The sequence below is a fragment of the Rheinheimera gaetbuli genome (genome assembly GCF_054781935.1).
This window is the reverse complement of record NZ_BAAGTL010000028.1, coordinates 14784-27979: the sequence shown is the minus strand read 5'-3', so window position 1 is coordinate 27979 and position 13196 is coordinate 14784. Positions and strand designations below refer to the sequence as shown.

At 43.1% G+C, this 13196-nt stretch carries 8 protein-coding genes and 2 pseudogenes; 9 read left to right on the top strand and 1 reads right to left on the bottom strand.

The window, feature by feature from the left end:
* The first annotated feature begins 14 nt into the window (after positions 1 to 14).
* The 7 genes and pseudogenes from ACYVIC_RS16520 to ACYVIC_RS16490 form a co-directional block, all read left to right on the top strand.
* Complete coding sequence (locus ACYVIC_RS16520; protein WP_460861722.1) at positions 15 to 1544, top strand: hypothetical protein; 1530 nt, start codon at positions 15 to 17, stop codon at positions 1542 to 1544.
* Positions 1537 to 4371, top strand: a complete 2835-nt coding sequence (locus ACYVIC_RS16515) for a helicase-related protein (protein WP_460861720.1) — start codon at positions 1537 to 1539, stop codon at positions 4369 to 4371. The genes ACYVIC_RS16520 and ACYVIC_RS16515 overlap by 8 nt, the downstream gene beginning before the upstream one ends.
* Positions 4372 to 4380: 9 nt before the next feature.
* Complete coding sequence (locus ACYVIC_RS16510; RefSeq protein ID WP_460861719.1) at positions 4381 to 5406, top strand: nuclease-related domain-containing protein; 1026 nt, start codon at positions 4381 to 4383, stop codon at positions 5404 to 5406.
* A 16-nt stretch (positions 5407 to 5422) separates the two neighbouring features.
* Positions 5423 to 6112, top strand: a complete 690-nt coding sequence (locus ACYVIC_RS16505; RefSeq protein ID WP_460861717.1) for a hypothetical protein — start codon at positions 5423 to 5425, stop codon at positions 6110 to 6112.
* Between the two features lie 164 nt (positions 6113 to 6276).
* Complete coding sequence (locus ACYVIC_RS16500) at positions 6277 to 7419, top strand: helix-turn-helix domain-containing protein (RefSeq protein WP_460861716.1); 1143 nt, start codon at positions 6277 to 6279, stop codon at positions 7417 to 7419.
* Between the two features lie 665 nt (positions 7420 to 8084).
* Positions 8085 to 9173: pseudogene (locus ACYVIC_RS16495) on the top strand (IS3 family transposase).
* Between the two features lie 16 nt (positions 9174 to 9189).
* Positions 9190 to 9709 (top strand): annotated as a pseudogene (locus tag ACYVIC_RS16490) (IS630 family transposase); the annotation flags it as partial.
* Positions 9710 to 9951: 242 nt separating this feature from the next.
* Here ACYVIC_RS16490 and ACYVIC_RS16485 read toward each other — a convergent pair.
* Positions 9952 to 10755 (bottom strand): helix-turn-helix domain-containing protein, encoded by an 804-nt coding sequence (locus ACYVIC_RS16485; protein WP_460861715.1) that lies wholly within the window; start codon positions 10753 to 10755, stop codon positions 9952 to 9954.
* Between the two features lie 784 nt (positions 10756 to 11539).
* Between ACYVIC_RS16485 and ACYVIC_RS16480 the strand changes: the two genes are divergently transcribed.
* Positions 11540 to 12328: a thioesterase II family protein gene (locus ACYVIC_RS16480; RefSeq protein ID WP_460861713.1), complete on the top strand. Its 789-nt coding sequence runs from the start codon at positions 11540 to 11542 to the stop codon at positions 12326 to 12328.
* Positions 12325 to 13095 carry a 4'-phosphopantetheinyl transferase family protein gene (locus tag ACYVIC_RS16475; protein ID WP_460861712.1) on the top strand — a complete coding sequence of 257 codons (771 nt, stop codon included), beginning with the start codon at positions 12325 to 12327 and terminating at the stop codon, positions 13093 to 13095. The genes ACYVIC_RS16480 and ACYVIC_RS16475 overlap by 4 nt, the downstream gene beginning before the upstream one ends.
* Positions 13096 to 13196 lie beyond the last annotated feature (101 nt).

Here is a 13196-nt window from a genome sequence, read left to right as displayed (position 1 = left end):
TAGGGGTAATAGCTATGGATGGCGAAAAACTCACTGATGATGTTTTATTCCGGCAAGTTAAAAGTGCCATTGCAGGGCATAATTTTAAACAAGCCAGAAAGATCCTTGAACAACACCTTGATGACTCGCATACCAACCCGCGCATTTGGGAGATGTATGGTAACGTCCTAAAAAAGCTTAATAAGGTAGATAAAGCAAAAGCTGCCTTCTTACGCCGAGATGAGCTTAAAAGAGACGACTTAGCTTTTGAGCGACTTGCTGATGACTATATAGACGATGCAGACCTGGACTACTTAAGTAGCCATGAACAGTCTTATACTCATGAACAGTATGTTTACGGTATGGAGGATGCGGATCATGATGACGCGGCGATAACTCCGCCTGAAACTAGCGGAAGATTTGGTTCAGTTTTATCCCTCGGTCAAAGACCTTCATCTAGCAATAGCACCAGTCCTGAGCTGCATAATCCTGCTTTAGAAATAGAAGAACCAGCAAATTCAGCTTTGGAAGAATTTGTACATACTGACATTTTGTCTGATGAAGATAATAACCAAACTGCTGTTGATGTCAGTGAGAATGCGGTTCCGGTTGAGGAAGCGTTGTCAAACACTGCCTCATCACATGAAGAGATGGTTGAAGAACTGCTACCTGTTCTTGAAGAGGCGTCACCTGCAAAAGTTGATGATGACTTTTGGAGCACTACATCAGAAATTTTAGCGTCTGCTTCGATTGAACCTGACCTATTCGATACTGATGTATATGCTTTTGATCCTGATGAACTGGATACCCCCGAAACGTCAAATGATGATGTTATCTCAATTACCGAGCGCGTTACGATTGAACAACGTGCTGTGCAACTTGCAGCTGCATTTATAGCCAGACACGATTGGCCAAGAAATTGTTTAGATCTGCTAACACATATTTTCTCAGTAAAAGCCTATGGCCTTGTGGTTAAGTTCCTGAATCACTACGCTGAGGCTGGTATGCGACCAGAGGAACTCAGATTAGCAAAGCATTTGCGAGAATCTTGGCAGCAATTGCCGAAATACTGGATAAGCTTTTACAGAAATGGTGATAGTGCTGCAAGTTATTACAATTTCAGTTGGTCTCAGAGTTTACGCTTTGTCATTCTGGTTTCTCATTGCCAGAACGGAATGCTGGATGAGGATATTTTGCTGGAAAACTTGGAAGTAATGTATGACAGATGGTTCAACAGTTCGTCTTTGAGACGAAGTTACCGCTCTTTCTCCAAATACATTAATGCTGCCATGGACCAGATAGAAGAAGACGGCATTCTGTTTGAATATGAGGCCGGGTTTGGGTCACTTCGTGAGGCGAGAGATTTACATTTCTCTGATCTTGGTGAAACGGATATGTTTCATAAACAGTTGCTGTCAGACCTTGAGTTCTATGGCTATTCGTTAGACCGCAGTGAGTATAGGCCGATGCGGATCTGCGAAGATATTATGTATGATGCGGCACACTACAACCAACACCGGATACTTCTCGCCGACCACAATAACAAGGAAGAAAATAATGAATAATCACGCTCCTTCAACAGGTTGTTGGGTTAGCCAGCCCTTAACTAATGGTGCCGAGCGCACGGGTATTGTTATTCAACAGGTTGTAGACGGTGAACGTATCAGTTTGAAAGTTCAGTGGCTGCCAAATAAAGATATATCTACTCTGCAGGCAAAAGACGTCTCTTCTGGCTTTAAGTTAGGTATGGATGTAATGCTAGCGGTGGATGATTTATACGGTTTTGGCGAAGGGGTTATTCTACAAACCAGAACAGTCGCTGGTGTAACGCAGCACTTGGTTGAATTCTATGAAGCGAATGAAAAGCGTTGGTTACCTTTTTATGCATTAAAACAGGTAAAAGGGGTAAAGCACGCTTTTGTTGTCGGATCTCAAGCTGATGGAAATACGGCTGAAAGATTGCGTTTAAAGACGCTTGCGCATGCGTTGAATAACTGGAACGAAAACACTGGTGCTTTATCCAGCTTAGATATAGATCCTTTACCACATCAGATCCACTTGGTGCACCGAATACTTAATTCAGGAAGTTTAGATTGGTTAATAGCCGATGATGTTGGTTTAGGTAAAACAGTCGAAACCGGCATGCTACTTTACGCACTGCAAAAAAGGGGGCTGGCAAAGAGAATCTTATTAATAACCCCGGCGGGCCTGACACGACAATGGCAAGAAGAAATGCATGACAAGTTTGGCTTAGGCGATTTTCAAATATATGGCCATAACTTTCATATTCATGAGCCACGTGAATGGAAAATGCATGATCAAGTTATTGCATCAATTGATAAATTAAAACAAGAACAGCATCTTGAATTGCTTCTTCAGGCTGATGCCTGGGACTTGGTTGTATTCGACGAGGCACATAGGTTGTCTCGCCGGCAGTACGGTTTAAAGTATGATGCCTCAGAGCGGTTTGGTTTAGCGGCTAGTTTGCGACGTACAAAAAAAGCCAGATCAATGCTGTTACTCAGTGCCACACCGCACCAGGGTATGCAAGATAAATTTGTCTCCTTACTAGAGCTATTGCGGCCTGATCGAAAGAGAGAGCTTGCGCTTCTCTCGTTAAAACCTGAACTGCTGCAGGATATGGTAATTCGTAATTACAAAGCTGATGTGACCGATGCAGAGGGTAATTTTGTCTTTCATGGTAAATCCAGTTTAGCTATTAAGGTTCCGGTTAATCAGCAGTCGATGGATTTTGATAAAGCTTTGCAAGATTACCTTCAAAAGGGCTACCAGGCTGGCAGAAACAAAGGTCAGTCTGGTAACGCTATCGGTTTTGTAATGACCGTTTACCGAAAGTTAGCTGCGTCCAGCGTAGCCGCCATCAGAAAAGCACTGTACAGACGACTTACTCGATTGGAAAACCATGCTATCGAAGAGTTGAACCGATTCGACTTTGCTGAGGACGAGAGATTTCAGGGAGAAGTAGAGGAGCTCGTGGCTGAACATAATGTTACAACAAGAGAAGAGTTCTTTGATGGTGAGATTGATCTGTTGAAACTACTTATCGAACGGGTTGAGCTTTTAGCTGACCATGATGACAAGTTAGCAAGATTTATGGATACATTGTTAAAGCAGCTTCTTAAAGATAATTCTAATGAGAAAGTGCTTATTTTTTCTGAGTACAGAGCGACTCAAGAATACATAAAAAATAGCTTGGCCCAAGCGTTCGGTGAAGAAAAAGTAGTGCTTCTGCATGGCGGCATGTCTCATGATGAACGGCGTGATGTAATTTGGCAGTTTGATAATGAAGCTCAGTTTCTAATTTCAACTGAGGCTGGTGGTGAGGGTATTAACTTACAGCGACACTGTCACATCATGGTCAATTACGACCTACCCTGGAACCCCATGCGATTAGTGCAACGAATTGGTCGACTTTACAGATATGGCCAAAAACAAAAAGTGATAGTACTAAACGTTAACTCTCCCGGAACGGTAGATGAGCAGATAATCGCCCTGATGTATCAGCGAATTGACCAAGTAGTCGCTGACATGGCGAGCGTTCAGGGCAATGAGTTTAACGACGCACTTAAAGATGACATTTTAGGTGAATTGTCTAACTTGCTTGATTTAGAAGAGATACTCGAACAGGCAGCATCTGTCAGTATTGAGCGAACAGAAAAACGCATTACCGAAGCCTTAGAGCGGGCGAAAAGTTCAACTAGCATGCAACGTGATTTGTTCAGACATGTTGCAAGGTTTAACCCCGATGAACTTGCAAACGATCTGGTGATCACTTCAGACCATTTACTTTCATTTATCGAAGGTATGAGTGCACTTGTTGGTATCGATATTGTAAAGAGGATACTAGACGATAAAGTACTGCAAATTAAGTTGCCGGAAAAAGTGATGGAGCAGTTAGGTACGCGCTCAAGTTATATGGATATTACTGTAGATCGAGAGATCGCAAGGGGTAGAAAAAATACGGTAATGATGGATATGAACGCGCCTCTGATGCAATTTTTCATAAAGACTGCGTCGAGTTATGAGTTTGGTGGTAAAACAGCCGCGGTGAAAACGAATCTGTTAGGCGGTGAAGTATTGTTAACGGCAAACCTTCGTTGGCAGGATATATATGGCCGAAGAATGAAGCAGGATTTTGCCGCCTTTTTCATAAAGGAACGACAGGTATACCAAAACCCTAAAGCATTAGGGAGTTGGTTGCTGGAGCAAGCTCAAACCGGCGATAGCGTATTGCCGAGGGAATCAAACCAGGAATTCTTAAAGCTAGCTGAGAGCGCCGCTCATAAAGTATTAGCATCACATTCAGAAATAAACGTCATACCGGAGCATTTTGATTGGGTTAGTGCTGCATGGTTATCATCAGAGGATTGATGAAATAGCATGATCTTAAAAGACAAAACCCAAATCAGTTCTGCATCTATCAAGCTCGATGCCGGTATTAAACAAGAACACGACGTAGCGTTTTACCTGCGTCGCGCTTACAAGAATAGCGACAACGTAATGGTGCTTAATGACCTGCGCATTGAGCACGATGGCGAAAGCGCCCAGATTGATCATCTTATTGTGTATACCTATGGCTTTATCGTGGTGGAATCAAAGAGCATTCGCGGCGAGGTTAAGGTTAATGAATACGGTGAGTGGACCCGAAGTTACAAAGGGCAGTGGAGTGGCATGCCGTCGCCGATTAAACAGGCCGAGCTGCAGCTTAAATTACTGAAGCAGTACCTGTGTGACAACACGGAGAAGGTCATTGGCAAGTTTTTGGGGATGCAGCAAGGTATGGGCATGCGTTGTTATGATGTGTTCTGCGCCATATCCAGCGATGCCATTATTGACCGCTCTAAGGCACCGAAAGACATTGCCGACAAATTGGTGAAATCAGAATTTGTCACTGATGCGCTGGATAAAAAGATGCACTTTATTAAGTTCTACAACCTCGCTGCCAAAATTGCCGACACCCGGCCGACCTTTAACCAGGAAGAACTTAGTCATATTTGCCAGTTTTTGCTGGGTAACACCCGACAACTTGAAACCGATAGCGTTAACGAAACACCAGCAGCCTGGCCAGCACCAACGCCGATGACAGCTACACCGGAAACGACGTCCTTTGCTCCAGTTGAGCCAGAAAATCAAAGGGTATCACCAACAATTAGCGCTGTTGCAAAGCCTGTCGATGCCGTTGCTGTGCAGTGCAAACATTGTGGCGATTGCAGCACACTCAGCCCGCAATCAGGCCGTTATGGTTACTACGTGCAATGCGGCAAGTGTGGCGGCAATACGCCACTTAAGCGGCCATGTCCGGAATGTAACAGCCTGAATACCAAGGTGAGTAAGTTAAAATCCGTTTTTCGCCTTAATTGTGCTGAGTGCTCGACGATAACGAAGTTAAATCTTAATAGCCGATAATAATTAAGTAGCCACTATGCAATACCAATTCTGCGCCACCAACGCTTTAATAAAATGGCTTAAAACCGACTTACCACGCTTGCCTGCCGCGCCAGGCCAGCAGGTGGGTGTGAATACCGTTACCAGCACCCGTGAGCAAATGTGCTGGCAGTTACATATTATTGAAAACCGCTACGGCAGCTGGCATAAAACACTTATTGCTACTGAAGCCAATAGCCGTTTTACGCTGTTTTTGCCGGTAGATTTACTAATGAGCATAGATGAGCTAACCCAGCGGCTAAAGATGGAATGGCAGTGGGTATTAGCTGAAACCCTGCGCCTGTCGCATATATTACCGCGCAGCGATATTGCACTACTGCTAAGTGAGTTAAACGAGATGGACTTTACTTCGCAGTGGGTTAAAAACACCGACCGCAGCGTAAACGGCCATGTAGGTGACGCCGGGCTTTGGGTAACCCAGACTCTGGCTGACCGGCGTAAAGACGCACTTTCGCCTGAGTTAGCGCTGGAGTTAGCCGTTTACCTGAATACCCAACCGAAACGGGTGAATAAAGCAAAGGGTAAACTGGTGCCCGTGCTGGCACTACTGGATTACTGCACAACCCTGATTAACCCCACAACCAGTGAGCTGGATATCACGCCAATGCCAGCTAAATCGAACACCTCTAATAGTAATGTTGTTTATTTCAAAGACTTTAAAAAGTAGTCGGCAAATTTAGGCCTTTATCTTCTGAGCGATGCCTTCTCTTAAACCACATTGTTCACTTGGTTACCTCTTCTGTAATTAATTACGCTTAATTACTGAAAAAATGTAATTGATAAAAAGTGATTTCAGGCTAACCTGTGCAGGTAATTAATCAGGAGATACCGATGGAAAAAATTACCAAAAGCGACACAGTGTTATGGATAAACCATGCTGTTTCTTACTTTAAAAGTATTAACAAAACACAAAAAGATATGGCACGAATTCTCGACTTAGATGAGTCCAGAATTAGCGAAATGAAAAACGGGGTGGGGACCCTCTCGCCAAGTTTGATGAGGATGATAACGGAGTATTGCGGTGCGCCTCGCCGAAATCCGGGGCGGTATTTAGAAGCTGAGTTATACGAAAGCCTTGATAGCTTCGTTGAAAACTTTTCTACGGTGACAAATAACCGCGCTGAAATTGCCTTGCTCAAGTTATTGAAAAATGAACGCTTCTACTCACAGCTTTTGGGCAAGCTTTCGCTGACGGATATTTATAAAACCGGGGATAAGCAAGCGTTGGAGCATAGGTTAAATGAGTTACTGGCGTCTGCTGAATTTGCTGCCGTGTGTGACCAGTACACACAGGTGTTTGATACCAAGGATCAGGCTAAATCTTGGTATGACTTCTGTAAGCAAAAGATAGATGGTTTAGAGATAGATGGGGTGCTGATTGAAGACTTATCAGCGTTCAAGCTTTTGTATTTGATATCGAAAATGCTGATTCCGTTTCCAGAGTTCAAGTTAGGGGAACATAAGCAGTTTTCTATTCAACCCGTCTCACCTGATGAGCCGATGGTGATGACCGGTAACCGGGTATTGGTTATGTACTCTCAATCACTGGAGAAATTTAACAGGACAATAAAGACCGATGAGTTAGCAAGACAGCAAGCGTGCCTACAACTTATGCGGCCCAATCTATTTGAGTTAAAGCCAGAGCAATTCGTTTTTGATGAATGGGCTTGCGGGCGATGTGATGTTTATCTAAGTGAAAACCTGAATTATCACTTTATTATTCATTTGTCAGGGACAGTAATTGCAGATGGCACTCACAGTGAAGACCTGGACCCCAGTGTCGATGACTATTATGGCGTTCGCTCGCCTGGTGACAGGCTGGTTGTGATTGAAAACGTGAATGTACTTAATCTTTTTCAACAAATTGAGTTAATTAGAAAGTGGTTCAGCTTACCGGAAGATACCTTGCTTGAGTTAAGAGAGAAAATCGCCAAAGCGGGGGGCTATATTCCTGGCGCCAGGGTGCTTTTGTAACCCTATGCCAGCTTTGGTTGGTTAAAGCCAGAAGCAGATAGGTTGACGCATCATCCTATGGTGATTTACTTGCCCTCTGATATAACCGGATAAGTGACTGTAATGAAGTTGTCATACAAAAACAAAAACGCCACCCGTAAGGTGGCGTTTTTGTTAGAATTTCTGGTGCGTCCTAGTGGACTCGAACCACCGACCCCCACCATGTCAAGGGTTTTTTTATACTGCCTGTAAAACACATTATAAACAGCTAAATTGTCTGGAAGCCTTGTTGTGTAAGGATCTTGGCATTAGAAAATATTTTTTCCAGTGCTATTTTTAGTGTTTTAAAAGCTTTTTCAAAATTTATTGGCCACAAAAAGGTCACAATACTAAAGTTTTCATATTGACCATCATTTTGATAAAATCAAATAGTGCATACTATTAATCTATATATATCAATATATTGCGCGCTATATATGTAGCAGTGTGCACTGTTGAATTTGTAAGTATACAATACACGATCTTATTAGAGGCTCTACCTTCCGATATCAAAGATATCATTAATACTGCTTTTAAGAACGAACTCGAGACTGAGGCTTGTGATGGTACTGGTGTAAGCATCCCTTAAACTAGGTGCATTCCCGATTAGAGTTCTCCAGCGTAAACTACGTTTGAGGAGAACGGAAATGAAAAAGTCGCGTTACACAGAAACACAGATCGTCAAAATTCTGAAAGAAGTTGAAGCAGGCCGTTTGGTCAAAGAAGTATGCCGGGAATACGGTATCTCTGACGCTACCTATTACAACTGGAAGGCCAAGTACGGCGGTATGGAAGCCTCAGACGTAAAACGTCTGAAAGAGCTGGAAGAAGAGAACCGGCGATTAAAGCAGATGTACGCCGAGCTGAGCCTAGATCACAAAATCCTCAAGGACATTGTCGAAAAAAAGCTGTAAAGCCAGCCGTGCGGCGGGAGTTGGCCGATTATGCAGTAACGACTCATGCAGTCAGTTTACGCCGCGCTTGCCGGGTGGTAAGCATCAGCGCTCCGGATGGTCAGCGTGATGATGCGCTGATAACTGCGCTATAAGGTGCAGTGGAACGTTATCCAGCCTATGGCTTTAGCAAGCTGCTCAAGGTGCTGCGCCGTCAGGGCCATGGATGGAACCATAAACGCATTCACCGGATTCTGTGAGCTGAAGCTCAACATGCGGCGTAAAGGCAAGAAGCGGCTGCCTAATCGCACACCGGAGCTGTTAAGCGTGCCAGCGGCAATGAACCATTGCTGGTCGATGGATTTTATGTGTGATGCGCTGATGTGTGGCAGGCGGTTCAGGACATCTAATGTGGTGGATGAATTTAACCGTGAAGTATTGGCCATTGAAGTTGACCTGAACTTACCGGCACAGCGTGTCATCCGGGTATTGGAGCGTATAGTTGCCTAGCGTGGATGGCCAGCCAAATTGCGCATGGATAACGGCTCGGAGTTTATCTCAAGCGCTTTAGCGGACTGGGCAGAGCAACATCAGGTGCAACTGGAATTTATAAAACCGGGCAAACCAACACAAAACTCGTTTGTAGAACGGTTCAACCGGATTTACCGAACAGAAATACTCGATATGTATGTGTTTAAGAACTTACACGAAGTCCGAGAGCTGACTAAAAACTGGATGCGGGAATATAACGAAGAACGGCCACATGACTCACTGGGGGATTTAACTCTTTGGGAATATCTGGCTAAAAAGCAGGCGGAAAACTCTAATTTAGACTGCCACTAGGAATGGGATGTTTATACATCCAGTATTTTATGAAGAAGAGGTGGATATCCAACTTAACCCAAAAATCGGTGCGGACTGGGGCTAAAAAGGCAAGCAACGACTGGTGGTAATGCCAGGGAAGAACAGAAAACGTTATCTGGCTGGGGCACTGCATAGCAAGACAGGCTAGATAACCTATGTTGGCTCAACGAGTAAAAGCTCAGAACTGTTTATCAGCCTGATGGAAAAGCTGAAGCGGCAATACCGGCGAGCCAAAACTATTACGCTGTTGGTGGACAACTACATTATCCACAAGAGCAAAAAAACAGAAAAGTGGCTGCGCAAATAACCCGAAGTTTGTGCTGTTATTCCAACCGGTTTACAGGCCGTGGGTTAACAACATAAAGAAGCTTTGGCATGCCTTGCACGAGACCATTACGCGCAACCACTGCTGCAAAACGATGGATGATTTACTGGAGCAGGTTGAACGTTTTATGGACAATTCAGCACCTCTTCGTGGCGGTGGTCATGGCTTGCAGCGGGTGTATAATAATTAGGATAAGTTATATAGTACCTGTTATCGGGTCATAAAATATTGGTTCATCACTTAGTAAATTGATATGCTGTGCCAGCAATTTATTGATAAAGAACAATAAATTTGAAATACAACACTACGACCTATCTTGTCGTGCTTGCCATTTACCCTGTTCACTACAAGAGCAAAGAGAATGGGTATACCATTCAGGTCGTTGACGTCGAGGGTTACTCTTCTGGAGATAGTCGTATGAAATTTTTAACACTACCGTTTATCTAACTGAGAAGTGCAATTGATTAAGACATTCTGTCTCGGAGATCTTTTTCCTAACATCCGCTCTTTACAGGTTATGCCAAAAAGCTTGGAAAAGGATGTGGATAGATGGTTTTGAGTACTGAACCCCAAGATATTGGCAATCTCGCCTACTGACTGAGCATTTGGTAGATATTCATATGCTTTGGCCAATCGATAATGCAAAATATATTGCTGAGTATTTAGAGCGGTAATAGACTTTACTTTCCTGGTAAATGAACTCCGATCCATGTATAGCGAAGCGGCCAATTTTTCTACTGTAATTTTTTTATCGATATACTTTTCAATGTAGTTATCTATCTTTCCTCTAAACTGAGAATCTCTAAATATTTTTTGGTGATTCCTCCTTGTAGAGCTAGCAGGTTGACATATTGCCAGCTCGCCTAATTCAGGTAAAATTATCTCAATTTGAGAAAAGTAATTTAAATACCTTTCTGCTCCAGCTCCGAGCCCCTCTATCTGCTGCTCCGCAGCTAGCTTTTTGAGACCCAGATCGTACAAGCTATCAAGCCTAAACAACTCTATAAGCTGATTAGAGATAACTTCTAAGTGTTTTATATTACTAATAATTTTATCTATAATCTCTTGAGTGTTGAACTCAATACTTTCCTTTTGCATAGAGTCGCCGATTTCTCTTGAGCTCAAAGCTAATTTAAACAGGTCAGTGCGGATCTTCTGTGAAAACTGACGAATTCGCTCGCCTTTGAATGTCAATTTATCATCTGTACTCATTCCACCAGTTAGGTCACGTCTCATATCGCATATGCTCTTCATAACTAATATAATTATTCTAATATAAGCAAAATACTCTCTGCCGCCCTTAATATGTAGGAGCTCCTACTACTAAATGGTGTACTTCTGACTGGCAGTTTCAATCTCGTGTTTCAGGTTTCGCATTTTTAATGCCATTAACACAGTATTTACCTAGCGATACAGGTATTTTATCCCAGGCTTTATGTGCAACATTTCTTCAAGTCGTCTGCTATTGCACCGCTCAAAAATGTCATCTAGTTCACACGCAAGGCAATTATTTTAACTACTGTTCTACTTTTTTCACCAATCGTGCTGGCGTACCTTTTGTAGGTGGTTCACTTTGTAAAACAGTAATTTAGAGTGAAAGTCACGCTTGAAAAAGTGAATGCTGGTCTAATATTAGTGAGCAAAAAATCAATGTCAACATATTTCACACAACTGAGCCGTATATTCATTATTTAGTCATATTAATTAAGCTTTTGACTGTTTTGACACAACAATTGCGTTCACTAGCTGAGCGTGATATCACATGGTAAACACATTTAACGTATATTAGCCTGGGTGTTTGTTAAATTGGTTTCTCTTGTGTTAGCATTTGGTTTGGCTTGGGTTGAGTGGGGCGTTGACTGCATGAAGCATGATCAACGAATCGTATTATCGGCATTGTGTGCCCTCTATACGTATGTAGAAAGTAGTTTCATGAAAGTGTTCTGCTCGCGCAATGCATGTTCATAACGCTGTTTCAATGGTTTGGGGTTAGCAGCGCATAACTTTCTAGGAGCTCACATTGACTTTCAACAAATTATTTGTAACTCGAAACCTTAATCCTGGCGCAAAAATACGGCTTTTCTGCTTTCCTTTTGCTGGCGGAGGTATTAATACCTACGTTCCATGGCAAGACCTTTTCCCAAAAGATATTGAACTAGTTTTTGTTCAACCACCTGGTAGAGGTGCAAGAACCTTTGAATCAGCGCACCAGTCTATGGCATCGTTGATGGAGGAGCTCATGAGGTATGCCGATTTTATCGTTGAGAAACCTTATTTACTGTTTGGCCACAGCCTAGGTAGCCGTGTAGCGTATGAGTTATGCTGCCAACTGGTGGCCGCGAAGAAGCGCTTGCCTGAATGCCTTATCGCTTCCGGAAGCGCAGCGCCTCACATGCTAGAGCAGGTAAACATTACGTATGATCTGCCAGAAAAAGAATTTTTGAACGAACTGAAAAAATACAACGGAACCCCGAGTGAAGTTTTAGAGAATAAATCGTTGATGGAACTGCTTATGCCGTTATTGCGCGCGGATTTCCGAATTTCGCAAACCTATACTGCAGAGCAAATTGTGCTAGATTTGCCTTTTGAAGTGTTCTATGGAGGACAGGATTTCAGCGTCAAAGAAAACAATGTGTTTGCATGGAGCGAGCTATCCAGCAAGACAGCAAATATGACATGTTTCAGTGGCGACCATTTTTTTATTCATCAATATAATGATCAAGTTGCCGAAAAAATACTGGAAATCATCCAACGATATGTCTTGAGCCGCAAAGAGATTGTTAGCCTTTACAACAGGAAGGTTTCATGATTCCTAGCGTTAGACATAATATTTTCCACGACTCAGAGCTTTTTACGCCGACAGAAGCAGGTCCATCATTCATAGAGCGCATTTCTCGCAAGCACATCGAAGGCTTTCAAGGCAAATGCTTCGAATGCAGGTTTAATCAGGACTTGTATAGCAATCAGTATAATGAGCAACAATTTGGCATACGCTTGCCGGCTGAAATGGACAATGCAGTCAGAAAGCGCAGAGCGGAGTTTGTCGCTGGTAGAGTCGCAGCCAGCCAAGCTCTTAAGGCTCTGGGGGCAAAGATAATGCATGTTGGTATTGGGGAGCATCGACAACCGCTTTGGCCGAAGCCATTTATTGGTTCTATTACACACTCCGTAAATAAAGCAATCTGTGCTGTTTCCCGAGCCGATTCAATACAGCGCATCGGGATAGATATTGAGCCCATAATTGCAGCAAGCGTTGCGAAAAATATTTTTGCAAGTGTTCTCTTGCCCTGCGAATACGATATGGTGGGTATTCCAGATAATCCAGATAACAAAATTTTTACACTGTTGTTTTCGGCTAAAGAAAGTCTGTTCAAAGCCTTGTATCCGGAAGTGCAGAAATACTTTGATTTCAGTGCTGCCCGGTGTGTAGAGCTTGATATTGAAGCCAGTCAATTCACACTTGAACTGACAGAAGCGTTATCTCCCGACCTTGATGCAGGCTCAAGTTTTAAAGGTTCATTTGAACTGGACAATCACCAAGTTTTTACTGCCATCACTACGAAATGTGTTAGGTGACTGTTTAATATTTACAGTACGTCGCGGGTTCTGCCTATCACTTAAGTTGCATCCTTAATACAACTGACGGCAGTAAATTTTTTCTCCATTTATCTCGGTAA